Annotated in this window: 16 protein-coding genes; all 16 read left to right on the top strand. The window is 42.2% G+C overall.

Going from position 1 to position 17331, the window contains the following annotated elements; genetic code table 11:
• Positions 1-10: 10 nt before the first annotated feature.
• On the top strand, positions 11-613 hold the full coding sequence (locus NSQ84_RS00710) for a class I SAM-dependent methyltransferase (protein ID WP_311066739.1): 603 nt from the start codon (positions 11-13) through the stop codon (positions 611-613).
• A gap of 254 nt (positions 614-867) precedes the next feature.
• Positions 868-4446, top strand: coding sequence for a DNA-directed RNA polymerase subunit beta (rpoB, locus tag NSQ84_RS00715; RefSeq protein ID WP_063387150.1), 3579 nt, complete (start codon positions 868-870; stop codon positions 4444-4446).
• Between the two features lie 42 nt (positions 4447-4488).
• A complete protein-coding gene (gene rpoC, locus NSQ84_RS00720; RefSeq protein ID WP_117017138.1) occupies positions 4489-8091 on the top strand; it encodes a DNA-directed RNA polymerase subunit beta' in 3603 nt (1200 codons plus the stop codon).
• 111 nt (positions 8092-8202) lie between these two features.
• Positions 8203-8451, top strand: a complete 249-nt coding sequence (locus NSQ84_RS00725) for a 50S ribosomal protein L7ae-like protein (protein ID WP_063387152.1) — start codon at positions 8203-8205, stop codon at positions 8449-8451.
• A 101-nt stretch (positions 8452-8552) separates the two neighbouring features.
• Complete coding sequence (gene rpsL, locus NSQ84_RS00730) at positions 8553-8966, top strand: 30S ribosomal protein S12 (RefSeq protein ID WP_063387153.1); 414 nt, start codon at positions 8553-8555, stop codon at positions 8964-8966.
• Positions 8967-9008: 42 nt separating this feature from the next.
• Positions 9009-9479: a 30S ribosomal protein S7 gene (gene rpsG / locus NSQ84_RS00735; protein ID WP_063387154.1), complete on the top strand. Its 471-nt coding sequence runs from the start codon at positions 9009-9011 to the stop codon at positions 9477-9479.
• Positions 9480-9526: 47 nt separating this feature from the next.
• Positions 9527-11605: an elongation factor G gene (fusA, locus tag NSQ84_RS00740; protein WP_063387155.1), complete on the top strand. Its 2079-nt coding sequence runs from the start codon at positions 9527-9529 to the stop codon at positions 11603-11605.
• Positions 11606-11736: 131 nt separating this feature from the next.
• Complete coding sequence (gene tuf / locus NSQ84_RS00745) at positions 11737-12924, top strand: elongation factor Tu (RefSeq protein WP_063387156.1); 1188 nt, start codon at positions 11737-11739, stop codon at positions 12922-12924.
• Positions 12925-13196: 272 nt separating this feature from the next.
• Positions 13197-13505, top strand: a complete 309-nt coding sequence (rpsJ, locus tag NSQ84_RS00750; RefSeq protein ID WP_063387157.1) for a 30S ribosomal protein S10 — start codon at positions 13197-13199, stop codon at positions 13503-13505.
• Between the two features lie 39 nt (positions 13506-13544).
• Positions 13545-14174 carry a 50S ribosomal protein L3 gene (gene rplC / locus NSQ84_RS00755; RefSeq protein ID WP_063387158.1) on the top strand — a complete coding sequence of 210 codons (630 nt, stop codon included), beginning with the start codon at positions 13545-13547 and terminating at the stop codon, positions 14172-14174.
• A gap of 28 nt (positions 14175-14202) precedes the next feature.
• Positions 14203-14826 (top strand): 50S ribosomal protein L4, encoded by a 624-nt coding sequence (gene rplD / locus NSQ84_RS00760; RefSeq protein WP_063387159.1) that lies wholly within the window; start codon positions 14203-14205, stop codon positions 14824-14826.
• Complete coding sequence (gene rplW, locus NSQ84_RS00765; protein ID WP_063387160.1) at positions 14826-15113, top strand: 50S ribosomal protein L23; 288 nt, start codon at positions 14826-14828, stop codon at positions 15111-15113. The genes rplD and rplW overlap by 1 nt, the downstream gene beginning before the upstream one ends.
• A gap of 27 nt (positions 15114-15140) precedes the next feature.
• On the top strand, positions 15141-15971 hold the full coding sequence (gene rplB, locus NSQ84_RS00770) for a 50S ribosomal protein L2 (protein ID WP_063387161.1): 831 nt from the start codon (positions 15141-15143) through the stop codon (positions 15969-15971).
• Between the two features lie 57 nt (positions 15972-16028).
• Positions 16029-16307 carry a 30S ribosomal protein S19 gene (gene rpsS / locus NSQ84_RS00775; protein WP_063387162.1) on the top strand — a complete coding sequence of 93 codons (279 nt, stop codon included), beginning with the start codon at positions 16029-16031 and terminating at the stop codon, positions 16305-16307.
• A gap of 20 nt (positions 16308-16327) precedes the next feature.
• Positions 16328-16669 carry a 50S ribosomal protein L22 gene (gene rplV / locus NSQ84_RS00780; protein WP_063387163.1) on the top strand — a complete coding sequence of 114 codons (342 nt, stop codon included), beginning with the start codon at positions 16328-16330 and terminating at the stop codon, positions 16667-16669.
• A 3-nt stretch (positions 16670-16672) separates the two neighbouring features.
• On the top strand, positions 16673-17329 hold the full coding sequence (gene rpsC / locus NSQ84_RS00785) for a 30S ribosomal protein S3 (RefSeq protein ID WP_063387164.1): 657 nt from the start codon (positions 16673-16675) through the stop codon (positions 17327-17329).
• Positions 17330-17331: the final 2 nt, after the last annotated feature.

Below are 17331 nucleotides of genomic sequence, written 5' to 3' on the forward strand. Positions count from 1 at the left end.
GGTGCAGAAAATGAGCGAACATTATTTTTCGGAAAAACCGGAAGTGGAAAGCAATAGGAGAAAAATTGAGTGCACGTTGAGAAATCATCCATTTGCGTTCATGACCGACCGCGGAGTTTTTTCAAAACGGGAGGTTGATTTTGGAACGCAGCTATTAATTGAAACTTTCGCTGCTCCCGAAATTCCAGGAGATATTTTGGATGTAGGCTGCGGATACGGACCGATCGGATTGTCAATTGCAAAATCGGAACCCGATAGAATGATTGATATGATCGATATAAATGAAAGGGCAATCGAACTTGCAGAACTGAATGCTCGAATAAACAACATTCAAAATGTCCGTGTGTTTCAAAGCAATTTGTTTGAAAAGCTGGAAGGGAAATGGTATGCTGCTATTTTAGCAAACCCTCCCATTCGGGCTGGAAAACAAGTCGTCCATCATATATTTGAAAAAAGCTTTGATCATTTAAAAGACCATGGAGAGCTTTGGATCGTTATCCAAAAAAAGCAGGGGGCTCCTTCCGCTAAACAAAAGCTGGAGACTCTGTTTCGTTCGGTAGAAGTGGCAGAGAGAAAAAAAGGGTATTATATTTTTAAAGCAAAAAAAGATTGACCTGCAATCCAGGATATGTTAACATTATAAAATGCCAATATATTAATTTCCATTTGTAGCTAAATTTTTTCTTGGATGTATAGAACCAATCCATTAAGGGAAAAATAATAAAATCAACTATTTCTGCGCAGTGGTTTTCTTTTTTCATAAAGAAAATCCTTTTTCTTTTTACTTGTAATAGTATTTATTTTATTATATAAAACATGGAATGCTATTTACAAGATATTATTATGCTGATTTGAGGGGTGACTCAGTTGACAAGTCAACTAGTTCAGTACGGACGACACCGCCAACGCAGAAGTTATGCGCGTATTAAAGAAGTGTTGGAATTACCTAATCTTATTGAAATCCAAACCTCTTCGTATCAGTGGTTTCTTGATGAGGGTCTTCGTGAAATGTTTCAAGACATATCTCCTATCGAAGATTTCACTGGTAACCTCTCGCTTGAGTTTATTGACTACAGCTTAGGTGAACCGAAATACTCCGTTGAAGAAGCAAAAGAACGCGATGTTACTTATTCTGCCCCGCTGCGGGTAAAAGTGCGCCTAATTAATAAAGAAACAGGCGAAGTGAAAGATCAAGATGTATTTATGGGCGATTTTCCGCTTATGACGGAAACCGGCACATTTGTGATCAATGGCGCAGAACGAGTAATTGTTTCCCAATTAGTCCGTTCACCTAGTGTTTACTACAGCGACAAAATTGATAAAAACGGTAAGAAGGGCTTTACAGCTACCGTCATTCCAAACCGTGGCGCTTGGTTAGAGTACGAAACAGATGCAAAAGATGTTATATATGTCCGCATTGATCGCACTCGCAAATTACCAGTTACGGTTCTTTTACGTGCCCTTGGGTTTGGCTCTGATCAAGAAATCATCGATGTGTTCGGAGAAAATGAATATTTAAGAAATACGTTGGATAAAGACAATACCGAAAGCCCAGAAAAGGCGCTTCTTGAAATTTACGAACGCCTGCGTCCTGGTGAACCGCCAACAGTTGAAAACGCAAAAAGCTTATTGATCTCCCGTTTCTTTGATCCAAAAAGATATGATTTAGCAAGTGTCGGCAGATATAAAATTAACAAGAAACTTCATATTAAAAACCGACTCTTTAATCAACGATTAGCAGAAACTCTAGTCGACCCTGAAACTGGAGAAATCATTGCTGAAAAAGGAACTATTATTGATAGAAGAACGCTGGATAAAATTTTGCCTTACCTTGAAAAAGGAATAGGTTTTAAAAAATTTACTCCTGATGGTGGAGTAGTTGATGAAGACATCACGTACCAATCTATTAAAATTTATGCTCCAAACGATCCGGATGGAGAAAAAATTCTCAACGTTGTTGGCAACGCAAACATTGATGAAAGTGTAAAAAACATTACGCCAGCAGACATTATTGCGTCCATCAGCTACTTCTTTAATTTGCTATATGGAGTAGGAAATACAGATGATATTGACCATCTAGGAAACCGCCGTCTTCGTTCGGTAGGGGAGCTTTTGCAAAACCAGTTCCGAATCGGACTTTCACGGATGGAGCGTGTTGTGAGGGAAAGAATGTCCATTCAGGATGCCAATACGATTACTCCGCAGCAATTAATCAACATCCGTCCAGTAATTGCAGCCATTAAAGAATTTTTTGGCAGCTCCCAATTGTCCCAATTCATGGATCAAACAAATCCTCTTGCAGAACTGACGCATAAGCGCCGTTTATCTGCATTGGGACCTGGCGGACTCACACGTGAACGAGCAGGCTTTGAAGTTCGCGACGTCCATTATTCCCATTATGGACGCATGTGTCCAATTGAAACGCCTGAAGGTCCCAATATCGGATTGATTAACTCATTATCAACATATGCAAAAGTAAACCGTTTCGGTTTTATTGAAACGCCGTATAGAAGAGTTGACCCTGAAACAGGGAAGGTAACAGACCGAATTGACTATTTGACAGCTGACGAAGAAGATAACTATGTTGTTGCTCAGGCTAACGTGCCAGTAGCGGAGGATGGAACGTTTTTAGAAGATAATATTGTTGCCCGTTTCCGCGGGGAAAACATAGTGGTGAAAAAAGACCGTGTCGACTACATGGACGTTTCGCCTAAGCAAGTTGTATCAGCAGCAACAGCTTGTATCCCGTTCTTGGAAAACGATGACTCCAACCGTGCATTAATGGGTGCGAACATGCAGCGCCAAGCTGTTCCTTTGCTTCAACCAGAAGCGCCTATTGTTGGTACCGGAATGGAGTATGTATCGGCTAGAGACTCTGGAGCAGCTGTCATCTGCAAGCACGCAGGCGTTGTCGAACGAGTTGAAGCCAACAGAATTTTAGTTCGCCGTTATGAAGAAGTGGACGGCCAAAAGGTTAAAGGTGATCTCGACGAGTACAAATTGTTGAAATTCGTCCGTTCCAACCAAGGAATGTGCTACAATCAGCGCCCAATTGTATCTGTTGGAGACGAAGTCGAGAAAGGCGAAATTTTAGCTGACGGTCCTTCCATGGAAAAGGGAGAGCTTGCTTTAGGCCGAAATGTACTTGTCGCCTTTATGACATGGGATGGATATAACTATGAAGATGCCATCATCATGAGCGAGCGTCTTGTAAAAGAAGACGTCTATACTTCCATCCATATTGAAGAATATGAGTCTGAATCCCGTGATACAAAATTGGGTCCGGAAGAAATCACTCGTGATATTCCAAATGTCGGAGAAGACGCTCTTCGCAACTTGGATGAACGAGGCATTGTCCGAATTGGAGCAGAAGTTAAAGACGGCGACTTGCTTGTTGGGAAAGTAACGCCAAAAGGAGTTACAGAACTGACTGCTGAAGAACGATTATTGCACGCTATTTTTGGAGAAAAAGCACGTGAGGTTCGTGATACATCACTTCGTGTTCCGCATGGGGGCGGAGGTATTGTTCTTGATGTAAAAGTGTTTAACCGTGAAGACGGAGATGAACTGCCTCCAGGTGTCAACCAGCTGGTGCGTGTATACATTGTACAGAAGCGTAAAATCTCTGAAGGGGATAAAATGGCAGGCCGCCATGGAAACAAAGGGGTTATTTCCCGAATTCTCCCTGAGGAGGACATGCCGTTTTTGCCGGATGGAACACCAGTTGACATCATGTTAAATCCATTAGGAGTACCTTCCCGGATGAACATCGGGCAAGTATTGGAATTGCACCTAGGAATGGCGGCTAAGAAGCTGGGCATTCATGTTGCAACTCCGGTATTCGATGGTGCGACAGAAGAAGATGTATGGTCAACAATTGAAGAAGCTGGGATGGCTCGTGATGCGAAAACGGTCCTTTACGACGGCCGCACTGGGGAACCTTTCGATAATCGCGTGTCTGTCGGAATCATGTATATGATCAAACTGGCGCACATGGTTGACGATAAACTGCATGCTCGTTCCACAGGTCCATACTCGCTTGTTACACAGCAACCGCTCGGCGGTAAAGCACAGTTCGGTGGACAGCGGTTCGGAGAAATGGAGGTTTGGGCTTTAGAAGCCTATGGAGCAGCATATACATTGCAAGAAATCCTTACTGTAAAATCAGACGATGTTGTCGGTCGTGTAAAAACATACGAGGCAATCGTAAAAGGCGAAAATGTGCCTGAACCTGGAGTTCCTGAATCTTTCAAAGTATTAATTAAGGAGCTTCAAAGCTTAGGACTGGATGTTAAAATTCTCTCAAGCGATGAACAAGAAATCGAAATGAGAGAATTGGAAGATGAGGTAAATTCCACCCAGTCAGATGGCCTCTCTTTAACGACTGATACAATCGAAGAGGAAATTGTTGATAAAGAAGAAAAAGATGCAGTTGCCAAAGAGTAAAGGAATTTTTTGCTACGGAAGATAAAAAGGGAGGTAGGCCCCTTGCTGGATGTAAATAATTTTGAGTATATGCACATCGGTCTTGCTTCACCTGATAAAATTCGTTCATGGTCATATGGTGAAGTGAAAAAACCAGAAACGATCAACTATCGTACTTTAAAGCCTGAAAAAGACGGTTTGTTTTGTGAACGTATATTCGGTCCGACAAAAGATTGGGAATGCCACTGCGGAAAATATAAACGGGTTCGCTATAAAGGCGTAGTATGCGATCGATGCGGTGTTGAGGTTACGCGAGCAAAAGTGCGTCGGGAGAGAATGGGGCATATCGAACTTGCTGCCCCTGTCTCTCATATTTGGTATTTCAAAGGGATTCCAAGCCGTATGGGACTAGTTCTTGACATGTCACCTCGAGCATTGGAAGAAGTTATTTATTTTGCCTCTTACGTCGTGACAGATCCTGGGGACACACCACTTGAAAAGAAACAGCTTTTATCTGAAAAAGAGTATCGCACATACCGCGAGAAATACGGAAATGCCTTCCAAGCATCAATGGGTGCGGAAGCAATTAAAAAATTATTGCAAGATATCAATCTTGATAAAGAAGTAGAAGCGTTAAAAGAAGAGCTTAAATCTTCTCAAGGCCAGCGGCGCACAAGAGCGATTAAACGCCTTGAAGTGATGGAGGCATTCAGAAATTCCGGAAATGACCCTTCATGGATGGTGTTGGATGTACTTCCTGTCATTCCGCCTGAATTGCGGCCGATGGTTCAATTGGATGGCGGACGCTTTGCAACTTCCGATTTGAACGATTTGTATCGCCGTGTTATTAACCGAAACAATCGTTTAAAAAGACTGTTGGATCTTGGAGCGCCAAGTATCATCGTGCAAAATGAGAAACGGATGCTTCAAGAGGCTGTTGACGCACTTATTGACAATGGACGCCGTGGTCGTCCAGTTACTGGACCGGGAAATCGTCCACTGAAGTCACTCTCTCATATGCTGAAAGGAAAGCAAGGACGCTTCCGTCAAAACCTGTTAGGAAAACGGGTTGACTACTCTGGACGTTCCGTTATCGTTGTCGGCCCAAATCTGAAAATGTATCAATGCGGTTTGCCAAAGGAAATGGCGCTTGAGCTCTTTAAGCCTTTTGTCATGAAGGAGCTTGTTGAAAAAGGGCTGGCACATAACATTAAAAGCGCCAAACGGAAAATTGAACGCGTCCATCCTGAAGTTTGGGATGTGTTGGAGGAAGTCATTAAAGAACATCCGGTTCTGCTTAACCGGGCACCGACTTTGCACAGATTAGGAATCCAAGCGTTCGAACCGACGTTAGTCGAAGGGCGTGCCATTCGTCTACATCCGTTGGTATGTACAGCCTATAATGCTGACTTCGACGGTGACCAAATGGCTGTTCACGTTCCGTTATCGGCAGAAGCACAAGCAGAAGCAAGGCTGTTAATGCTTGCGGCTCAAAACATTTTAAATCCGAAAGACGGAAAACCGGTTGTTACGCCTTCACAAGATATGGTGTTGGGGAACTATTACTTAACAATGGAACGTGAAGGAGCGATCGGAGAAGGGAAAATTTTCAAAGATCCTGATGAGGCGCTCATTGCCTATCAAAACGGCCATGTACATTTGCATACACGAATTGCAGTACATGCCGGTTCCTTAAAGAACGAAACATTTACAGAAGAACAAAATAAAAAGCTTCTGATCACAACGGTAGGAAAATTAATATTCAACGAAATACTGCCGAATTCGTTCCCGTATATTAATGAGCCATCAACTAAGAACATTCAAGAATGCACGCCTGATAAATATTTTGTTGATCCGGCACAGGTAGATGTGCGGGAGCACATTAAAAACCAAGAAATCATTCCTCCATTTAAAAAAGGAATTTTAGGAAAAATTATTGCCGAAGTCTTTAAGAGATTCCATATTACTGAAACATCGAAGATGCTTGACCGCTTAAAAGATTTAGGCTTTAAATATTCGACTAAAGCCGGAATTACAATCGGTGTTTCTGATATTGTTGTGTTGGCGGAAAAAGAAGCAATTTTAAAAGAGGCGCAAGCTAAAGTTGACAATGTCTTGAAGCAATTCAGACGCGGATTAATCACTGAAGATGAGCGGTACGATCGTGTTATCTCTATTTGGAGTGCTGCTAAAGACACCATTCAAAGCAAGCTGATGAATTCATTAGATAAGCGGAATCCGATTTTCATGATGAGCGATTCAGGAGCTCGCGGAAATGCATCTAACTTCACACAGCTTGCGGGAATGCGCGGACTGATGGCTAACCCTGCTGGACGAATTATTGAGCTTCCGATTAAATCGAGTTTTAGAGAAGGTTTGACAGTGTTAGAATACTTCATCTCGACCCATGGTGCCAGAAAAGGTCTGGCAGATACAGCATTAAAAACTGCTGACTCCGGTTATTTAACACGCCGCCTTGTAGATGTTGCGCAAGATGTGATTATTCGTGAGGAAGACTGCGGAACAGACAGAGGAATTTTAGCGAGAGCGCTGAAAGACGGTTCAGAAGTTATCGAAAAACTCGAGGAACGGATTATCGGACGATATGCAAGAAGATCGGTTATTCATCCTGAAACGGGCGAAGTGCTTGTCAGGGAAAATGAAATGATTACCGAAGACATAGCAGCTCAAATTGTCAATGCAGGGATAGAAGAAGTTTGGATTCGCTCTGCATTCACATGTAATACAAGACATGGTGTATGTAAAAAATGTTATGGACGGAACTTGGCTACCGGCACTGATGTCGAAGTAGGCGAAGCGGTAGGAATTATCGCTGCTCAATCGATCGGAGAGCCGGGTACACAGCTGACGATGCGTACTTTCCACACCGGTGGGGTTGCCGGCGACGACATTACCCAAGGTTTGCCGCGTGTTCAAGAATTGTTTGAAGCCCGTAATCCAAAAGGGCAAGCGGTTATTTCAGAAATTGACGGGGTAGTTGCTGAAATTAATGAAGTGAGAGATAAGCAGCAAGAAATTGTCGTCCGCGGTGAAGTGGAAACACGCACATACACGGCGCCATTTAACGCCCGCTTAAAAGTAGCTGTGGGGGACCGTGTAGAACGCGGCCAAGAAATTACGGAAGGTTCAATAGATCCAAAAGAATTGTTGAAAGTAAAAGACATTTTAGCCGTTCAAGAATATTTGCTTCGTGAAGTGCAAAAAGTGTACAGAATGCAAGGTGTGGAAATCGGCGATAAACATATTGAAGTAATGGTGCGGCAAATGTTGCGGAAAGTCCGTGTCATCGATTCCGGCGATACGGATGTTCTGCCGGGAACACTCCTTGACGTTCATCAATTTACAGAAGCAAATAAAAAGGTGCTTTTGGAAGGAAAACGCCCTGCAACAGGACGTCCGGTATTGCTCGGTATTACAAAGGCATCGCTTGAAACGGAGTCCTTCTTGTCTGCCGCATCATTCCAAGAGACAACACGCGTATTAACGGATGCGGCCATTAAAGGAAAACGGGATGAACTGTTAGGCTTGAAGGAAAATGTTATTATCGGTAAGCTTGTTCCGGCTGGAACAGGAATGCAGCTCTATAGAAAAATAAAACCGGTCATGAATAAAAAATCCGTTGACGAAACGATTTCGGTTGAATAATTGTCGGGGAAAAGATGGATGCCGTAAAATGCACAGTTGACATCCATCTTTTCCAATGTTAATATTATCAAGGTGTGTAAATATCACCTGTCACTTTGGAGGATATGAAATATGTCTTATGAAAAAGTAGCACAGGCTGAAAAGATTATTATTGGTACAAAGCAAACAGTGAAAGCTCTGAAAAATGACACTGTAAAGGAAGTTATCATTGCAGTGGATGCTGACCCGAAAGTGACAAACAAAGTGGTTCAGCTGGCTGAAGAGAAAGAAGTTCCTTTAATTAAGGTCGATTCTATGAAGAAGCTCGGAAAAGCTTGCGGAATAGAAGTTGGAGCGGCAGCTGTTGCAATTATAAAATAAACATTGTTTTTGTAGATTTCTGCAAAAACAATTGTTTTTACCAAATTATGAACCGCCTGGATGTGTGGGTTTGAAAAAACGTTTGAAGGGAGGAAATGTATATGCCTACAATTAACCAATTAGTGCGAAAAGGCCGCACGCGCAAAGTAGTAAAATCAAAATCTCCTGCGTTAAACAAAGGATACAACAGCTTCAAAAAAGAACAAACAAATTTATCTTCGCCGCAAAAACGAGGAGTATGTACACGTGTTGGAACAATGACACCTAAAAAACCAAACTCAGCTCTTCGTAAATATGCACGTGTCCGCTTGTCAAACGGAATTGAAGTAACAGCTTATATTCCGGGGATCGGACATAACCTGCAAGAGCACAGCGTTGTGCTAATCCGCGGCGGACGTGTAAAAGACTTGCCTGGTGTCCGCTATCATATCGTACGCGGAGCTCTTGACACAGCTGGAGTTGAAAACCGTAAGCAAGGCCGTTCCAAATATGGAACGAAACGTCCTAAAAACTAAAAGATAATATAATAAATACAGAATGAAGGGAGGAATTTAGTGATGCCACGTAAAGGACCTGTACCAAAACGTGACGTACTACCAGATCCAATTTACAATTCAAAATTAGTAACTCGTCTGATTAATAAAATCATGATTGACGGTAAAAAAAGCAAAGCGCAAAAAATTCTTTACAATGCATTTGATATCGTGAGAGAACGAACTGGCAAAGATCCAATGGAAGTGTTTGAACAAGCATTGAAAAATATTATGCCAGTATTAGAAGTTCGTGCACGCCGTGTAGGGGGCGCAAACTACCAAGTACCTGTAGAGGTTCGTCCTGAACGCCGCACAACTTTGGGTCTTCGCTGGTTAGTAAACTATGCCCGCCTTCGTGGTGAAAGAACGATGGAAGAACGTCTTGCGGCTGAAATCATTGACGCAGCAAACAACACAGGTGCGGCAGTGAAAAAGCGTGAAGATACACATAAAATGGCTGAAGCGAATAGAGCATTTGCACATTATCGCTGGTAATAAACATAATATTTATCAATACCCATGAAGGAAGGAGAAATTACCCGATGCCAAGAGAGTTCTCCTTAGAAAAAACTCGCAATATCGGTATTATGGCGCACATTGATGCTGGTAAGACGACAACAACTGAGAGAATTTTGTTCTATACAGGCCGCATTCACAAAATCGGGGAGACTCACGAAGGAGCTTCCCAAATGGACTGGATGGAGCAAGAACAAGAACGCGGTATTACCATTACATCTGCCGCTACAACAGCTCAATGGAAGGGACATCGGATCAATATTATTGATACGCCAGGGCACGTAGACTTCACGGTTGAAGTTGAACGTTCTTTGAGAGTCCTAGACGGAGCAGTTGCAGTTCTTGATGCTCAGTCTGGTGTTGAGCCGCAAACGGAAACAGTTTGGCGCCAAGCAACAACATACGGAGTGCCGCGCATTGTATTTGTTAACAAAATGGATAAAATCGGCGCAGACTTTTTATACTCTGTCAAAACACTTCACGATCGCTTAGAGGCTAACGCACACCCTATTCAGCTCCCGATTGGAGCAGAAGATCAATTTGAAGGTATCATTGACCTTGTGGAAATGAAAGCATATTACTATCTGGATGATCTAGGTACGCGTTCGGAAGCTCGTGAAATTCCAGACGAGTATAAAGAACAAGCAGAAGAGCTGCACACTCGATTGATTGAAGCAGTTGCAGAGCTTGATGAAGAATTGATGATGAAGTACCTTGAAGGAGAGGAAATTTCCGTTGACGAGCTTAAAGCAGCTATCCGTAAAGGTACTTGTAACGTTGAGTTTTATCCTGTTTTATGCGGCTCAGCTTTTAAAAACAAAGGCGTGCAGCTAATGCTGGATGCGGTAATTGATTACTTGCCATCGCCAATCGATGTGCCACCGATAAAAGGCGTCATCCCTGATACAGAGGAAGAAACAGTTCGCAAATCAAGCGACGATGAACCATTTGCTGCATTGGCGTTTAAAGTAATGACAGACCCATATGTAGGAAAATTAACTTTCTTCCGCGTATATTCAGGAACATTAAGTTCCGGTTCATACGTATCCAATTCCACAAAAGGTAAACGTGAACGGATTGGACGTATTCTACAAATGCACGCGAATCACCGCGAAGAAATTCCAATGGTATATGCAGGTGATATTGCTGCTGCAGTTGGTTTAAAAGATACAACAACTGGAGATACTCTATGTGATGAAAACCATCCGGTTATTTTAGAATCGATGGAGTTTCCAGAGCCTGTTATCAGAGTTGCGATTGAACCTAAATCAAAAGCAGACCAAGACAAAATGTCAACAGCATTGCAAAAACTATCTGAAGAAGACCCAACATTCAAATCGCATACGGATCCGGAAACTGGCCAAACAATTATTGCCGGTATGGGCGAACTTCACCTTGACATTATCGTTGACCGTATGAAACGTGAATTTAAAGTTGAGTGTAATGTCGGTGCGCCACAAGTTGCGTATCGCGAAACATTCCGCTCATCCGCACAAGTTGAAGGTAAATTCGTACGTCAATCAGGCGGACGCGGACAATACGGTCACGTTTGGATCGAATTCAGTCCAAATGAAGAAGGAAAAGGATTTGAATTCGAAAACGCAATTGTCGGTGGTGTCGTTCCACGCGAGTACATCCCAGCGGTTCAGGCTGGTTTGGAAGATGCTATGCAAAACGGTGTGCTTGCAGGCTATCCGTTAATTGACATTAAAGCTAAACTTTTTGATGGGTCTTACCACGATGTTGACTCAAGTGAGATGGCGTTTAAAATTGCCGCTTCACTTGCCCTTAAAAATGCTGCTCAAAAATGTAACCCGGTACTCCTTGAGCCAATTATGAAAGTTGAAGTAATTGTACCTGAAGAGTACATGGGAGACATCATGGGTGATATCACTTCACGCCGTGGACGTGTGGAAGGAATGGAAGCACGTGGAAATGCACAAGTTGTAAAAGCAATGGTTCCACTTGCTGAAATGTTTGGTTATGCAACCGCACTTCGTTCCAATACACAAGGACGCGGTACATTTACGATGCACTTCGATCATTACGAAGAGGTGCCTAAAAACATTGCAGAAGAAATTATCAAAAAAAATAAAGGCGAATAATTGATTTTCAACCATTGTTCAAGTATAAATACTTATGTAGCCCTTGGATGCGGATGCACTTGCGCCGCCTCCAAGTATTCTATATATTTATTTAAAATGAAACATATTTTTTTAAGGAGGAAAAATTACTTATGGCTAAAGCGAAATATGAACGCTCTAAACCACATGTTAACATTGGTACAATCGGCCACGTTGACCATGGTAAAACTACTTTGACTGCAGCTATTACTACTGTTCTTGCAAAACAAGGTAAAGCTGAAGCTCGTGCATATGATCAAATTGACGGTGCTCCAGAAGAGCGTGAACGCGGAATCACGATTTCAACTGCACACGTAGAATACGAAACTGACAACCGCCACTATGCACACGTTGACTGCCCTGGACACGCAGACTATGTTAAAAACATGATCACTGGTGCTGCTCAAATGGACGGCGCTATCCTAGTTGTTTCTGCTGCTGACGGTCCTATGCCGCAAACTCGTGAGCACATTCTTTTATCTCGCCAAGTAGGTGTGCCTTACATCGTTGTATTCTTAAACAAATGCGACATGGTAGACGACGAAGAATTATTAGAACTAGTTGAAATGGAAGTTCGTGACCTTCTTTCTGAATATGACTTCCCTGGCGACGATGTACCTGTTATCAAAGGTTCTGCGCTTAAAGCACTTGAAGGAGATGCTGAATGGGAAGAAAAAATCATTGAATTAATGAACGCAGTTGACGAATACATCCCAACTCCAGAACGCGATACAGAAAAACCTTTCATGATGCCTGTTGAAGACGTATTCTCTATCACTGGTCGCGGTACAGTTGCAACTGGTCGTGTAGAACGCGGCGTTGTAAAAGTTGGTGACGAAGTAGAAATCGTTGGTTTAGCTGAAGAATCTAAGAAAACAACTGTTACTGGTGTTGAAATGTTCCGTAAGCTTCTTGATCAAGCTGAAGCTGGAGACAACATCGGTGCTTTACTTCGCGGTATCGCACGTGACGAAGTAGAACGCGGTCAAGTTTTAGCAAAACCTGGTTCTATCACACCGCACAAAAAATTCAAAGCACAAGTTTACGTTCTTTCTAAAGAAGAAGGTGGACGTCATACTCCATTCTTCTCTAACTACCGTCCACAATTCTATTTCCGTACTACAGACGTAACTGGAATTATCACTCTTCCAGAAGGCGTAGAAATGGTAATGCCTGGAGATAACGTTGAAATGACTGTTGAACTCATTTCTCCAGTTGCGATTGAAGACGGTACGAAATTCTCTATCCGCGAAGGCGGTCGTACTGTAGGTGCAGGATCTGTTTCAGCTATCCTTGACTAATTGAAAAAAGCGAGTCGAATAGGCTCGCTTTTTTTATTATAAATATGAAGTCTGCAACGCTTTAACTTTTAAAGAAACAACACTAAATTTTATAGGAAATCCTGAATTTTTCTTGCATTAGACACCTGTTTTTTATATAATGTATAACGTTGGTCTTTGACTGCGATGAAGCGGGAGGTTGCTGATACACCCGGCCGCTTTGCCATGGCGGGCGTACAGGAAATTCTCGTGGAGAATTGTCTATGGAAAGTAGGCGAAAAGGAGGGAAAATAATGGCAAAACAAAAAATTCGAATTCGATTAAAAGCGTATGATCACAGAATCCTTGATCAATCTGCCGAAAAAATTGTAGAAACTGCAAAACGTTCGGGAGCAAATGTTTCTGGTCCAATTCCGCTACCGACTGAAAAAACAGTTTATACAATTCTTCGAGCAGTGCACAAATATAAAGATTCTCGTGAACAATTTGAAATGCGTACACATAAACGTTTAATCGATATTGTCAACCCTACACCGCAAACGGTTGATGCGTTAATGCGTTTAGATTTGCCTTCTGGTGTAGACATTGAAATTAAACTGTAACGATAGATTAAAACATTTGAAATTTAGGAGGTGTGACTCATGACCAAAGGAATCTTAGGAAGAAAAATTGGAATGACGCAAGTATTTGCAGAAAACGGTGAATTAATTCCTGTTACTGTAGTTGAAGCATCCCCAAACGTCGTTCTTCAAAAGAAGACTGTTGAAACAGACGGCTACGATGCTATTCAACTAGGTTTTGAAGACAAGCGTGAAAAGCTTGCAAACAAGCCGGAAAAAGGTCACGCTGCAAAAGCAAATACTGCTCCTAAGCGCTTCATTCGTGAAGTTAGAGGTGCTAATGTAGACGAGTATGAAATTGGTCAAGAGGTTAAAGTAGACATTTTTTCTGCTGGGGAACTTGTTGATGTGACAGGTATTTCTAAAGGGAAAGGATTTCAAGGTGCGATTAAACGTCACGGACAATCACGTGGCCCAATGTCTCACGGTTCACGGTACCACCGTCGTCCTGGTTCAATGGGAGCCATTGCACCAAACCGTGTTTTTAAATCAAAAGAACTTCCTGGAAGAATGGGCGGTGAACGCGTAACCGTTCAAAATCTTGAAGTTGTAAAAGTAGATGCTGAACGCAATCTTCTTTTAATCAAAGGGAATGTTCCGGGACCGAAAAAATCATTAGTTATTATTAAATCTGCAGTAAAAGCGAAGTAATTTCAACAGGAAAGGAGGAAACGGAAAAATGCCGAAAGTTACGTTATATAACCAAAACGGATCAGCAGTTGGCGAAATCGAATTAAATGATTCTGTTTTTGGTATTGAGCCGAATAAACACGTATTATTTGAAGCTGTCATTATGCAAAGAGCTTCTCAAAGACAAGGCACTCATAAAGTAAAAAACCGTTCTGAAGTTAGTGGCGGTGGCCGTAAGCCATGGCGTCAAAAAGGTACAGGACGCGCACGTCAGGGATCCATCCGTTCACCTCAATGGCGCGGAGGTGGGACAGTATTTGGACCAACACCTCGCACATATGCATACAAATTACCGAAAAAAGTCCGCCGCTTAGCAATCAAATCAGCTTTATCTTCTAAAGTTCAAGAGAACAATATTGTTGTATTAGAAGATTTAGTGTTGGAAGCTCCAAAAACGAAAGAAATGGCTGGAATTCTCAAAGGGCTTTCCGTTGACAGAAAAGCGCTGATTGTAACAGGAGACGAAAACGAAAATGTAATCCTGTCTGCACGCAATATTCCAGGTGTAACAGTTGTTACGGCTAATGGAATCAACGTGTTGGATGTGTTGAGCCATGATAAACTTGTTATTACAAAAGCAGCGGTGGAAAAAGTAGAGGAGGTGCTTGGATAATGAAGGATCCTCGAGATATTATTAAGCGCCCCATCATCACTGAACGTTCAATGGATCTAGTAGCTGACAAAAAATATACATTTGAAGTAGATGTGAAAGCAAACAAAACAGAAGTGAAGGACGCTATTGAAAAAATTTTCGATGTCAAAGTTGAAAAAGTCAACATTATGAATTACAAAGGAAAACTTAAACGTGTTGGCCGGTTCAGCGGTTTGACAAATCGCCGTAAAAAAGCAATCGTGAAATTAACGGCAGACAGCAAAGAAATCGAATTGTTCGAAGCATAATTTTGAAAGTGAAGGAGGGAAACTGAGATGGCGATTAAAAAATATAAACCAACCTCTAACGGTCGCCGCGGCATGACAGTATCTGATTTTGCTGAAATCACTACTGACAAGCCGGAAAAGTCGTTGCTTGCTCCGCTTCATAAAAAAGCAGGACGCAACAACCAAGGTAAGCTAACTGTTCGTCATCAAGGCGGAGGCCATAAACGTCAATATCGTATTATTGATTTTAAGCGCGATAAAGATGGAATACCAGGACGCGTTGCTACTATTGAGTACGATCCAAACCGCTCCGCAAACATTGCATTAATTAACTATGTTGACGGAGAAAAACGCTATATTCTGGCTCCTAAAAACTTAAAAGTAGGAATGGAAGTAATGTCAGGACCTACAGCTGATATTAAAGTTGGAAACGCACTTCCTCTTCAAAATATCCCAGTAGGTACTGTCATTCATAACATCGAATTAAAACCAGGAAAAGGCGGACAATTGGTTCGTTCTGCAGGTACTTCAGCTCAAGTGCTTGGTAAAGAAGGAAAATATGTATTAGTTCGTTTAGCTTCTGGTGAGGTCCGCATGATTTTGGCAACTTGCCGTGCCACTGTCGGCCAAGTAGGGAATGAGCAGCATGAATTAATTAATATTGGTAAAGCAGGACGTTCCCGCTGGTTAGGCAAACGTCCAACAGTTCGCGGATCTGTTATGAACCCTAGCGATCACCCGCACGGTGGGGGAGAAGGAAAAGCACCTATTGGTCGTAAATCTCCTATGACGCCTTGGGGTAAACCGACTCTTGGGTTTAAAACTCGCAAAAAGAAAAACAAATCCGATAAATTTATCGTTCGCCGTCGTAAAAAATAACGGGGTTGTTCTACGGTTCATCAGAACCGTAGCGCAATCACGAAGGGAGGTAACATTATGGGTCGTAGCTTAAAAAAAGGACCATTCTGCGATGATCATTTAATGAAAAAAATCGAAAAATTAAATGAAACTGGAAGCAAACAAGTCATCAAAACTTGGTCTCGCCGTTCAACTATTTTCCCATCTTTCATCGGTCATACCATTGCGGTCTATGATGGAAGAAAACATGTTCCGGTATACATTACTGAAGACATGGTAGGACATAAGCTTGGAGAGTTTGCTCCAACTCGTACTTACAGAGGCCATGCCGGCGATGACAAGAAGACAAAACGCTAATATGAGAGGAGGATTTTAGGATGCAGGCTAAAGCTGTTGCGAGAACAGTACGAATTGCTCCTCGTAAAGCTCGTTTAGTTATTGACTTGATCCGAGGAAAGCAAGTTGGTGAGGCAATTGCCATTCTTCGCCATACACCTAAAGCTGCTTCACCAATTATTGAAAAAGTGTTAAAATCGGCTGTTGCAAATGCAGAGCATAACTATGACATGGACGGAAACAATTTATATATTGAAAAGGCTTATGTTGATGAAGGACCAACTTTGAAACGCTTTAGACCACGTGCACAAGGTAGAGCGAGCCAAATCAACAAACGCACAAGCCATATTACGATCATTGTTTCGGAAAAAAAGGAGGGATAATTAGTGGGTCAAAAGGTAAATCCAGTCGGTCTTCGAATTGGCATCATTCGTGATTGGGAATCGAAATGGTATGCAGAAAAAGATTATGCAGACCTGTTACATGAAGACCTCAAAATTCGTGAATACATTAATAAACGTTTAAGCGATGCATCCGTTTCCCGCATTGAAATTGAACGTGCGGCAAACCGTTTAAATATCACTATCCACACAGCTAAGCCAGGAATGGTTATCGGTAAAGGTGGTACAGAGGTCGAAGCTTTAAGAAAGGCTTTGAACCAACTAACTGGCAAACGTGTGCACATTAATATTTTAGAAATTAAAAAAGCTGATTTAGATGCAAAACTTGTTGCGGAAAATATTGCACGTCAGCTAGAAAACCGCGCTTCGTTCCGTCGTGTTCAAAAACAAGCGATCCAACGTGCAATGCGCGCAGGTGCATTAGGTATTAAAACAATGGTATCCGGCCGTCTTGGTGGTGCAGATATCGCACGTTCTGAACATTACAGTGAAGGAACGGTACCGCTTCATACTCTTCGTGCAGACATCGATTACGGAACTGCAGAAGCGGATACAACGTACGGAAAATTGGGCGTAAAAGTTTGGATTTATCGTGGAGAAGTTCTTCCAGCTAAAAAGAACAATGAGGAAGGAGGCAAATAATT

It is taken from the genome of Aeribacillus sp. FSL K6-3256 (assembly GCF_037965805.1).
Taxonomy (GTDB): Bacteria; Bacillota; Bacilli; order Bacillales; family Aeribacillaceae; genus Aeribacillus; species Aeribacillus composti.

Bases quoted from the DNA above. Each gene is read 5' to 3' on its own strand.
- rpsS (WP_063387162.1), top strand. From the start codon at position 16,029: ATGGGTCGTAGCTTAAAAAAAGGACCATTCTGCGATGATCATTTAATG.
- fusA (WP_063387155.1), top strand. From the start codon at position 9,527: ATGCCAAGAGAGTTCTCCTTAGAAAAAACTCGCAATATCGGTATTATG.
- tuf (WP_063387156.1), top strand. From the start codon at position 11,737: ATGGCTAAAGCGAAATATGAACGCTCTAAACCACATGTTAACATTGGT.
- NSQ84_RS00725 (WP_063387152.1), top strand. From the start codon at position 8,203: ATGTCTTATGAAAAAGTAGCACAGGCTGAAAAGATTATTATTGGTACA.
- rplW (WP_063387160.1), top strand. From the start codon at position 14,826: ATGAAGGATCCTCGAGATATTATTAAGCGCCCCATCATCACTGAACGT.
- rpsJ (WP_063387157.1), top strand. From the start codon at position 13,197: ATGGCAAAACAAAAAATTCGAATTCGATTAAAAGCGTATGATCACAGA.
- rplD (WP_063387159.1), top strand. From the start codon at position 14,203: ATGCCGAAAGTTACGTTATATAACCAAAACGGATCAGCAGTTGGCGAA.
- rpsL (WP_063387153.1), top strand. From the start codon at position 8,553: ATGCCTACAATTAACCAATTAGTGCGAAAAGGCCGCACGCGCAAAGTA.
- rplB (WP_063387161.1), top strand. From the start codon at position 15,141: ATGGCGATTAAAAAATATAAACCAACCTCTAACGGTCGCCGCGGCATG.
- NSQ84_RS00710 (WP_311066739.1), top strand. From the start codon at position 11: ATGAGCGAACATTATTTTTCGGAAAAACCGGAAGTGGAAAGCAATAGG.
- rpsG (WP_063387154.1), top strand. From the start codon at position 9,009: ATGCCACGTAAAGGACCTGTACCAAAACGTGACGTACTACCAGATCCA.
- rplV (WP_063387163.1), top strand. From the start codon at position 16,328: ATGCAGGCTAAAGCTGTTGCGAGAACAGTACGAATTGCTCCTCGTAAA.
- rplC (WP_063387158.1), top strand. From the start codon at position 13,545: ATGACCAAAGGAATCTTAGGAAGAAAAATTGGAATGACGCAAGTATTT.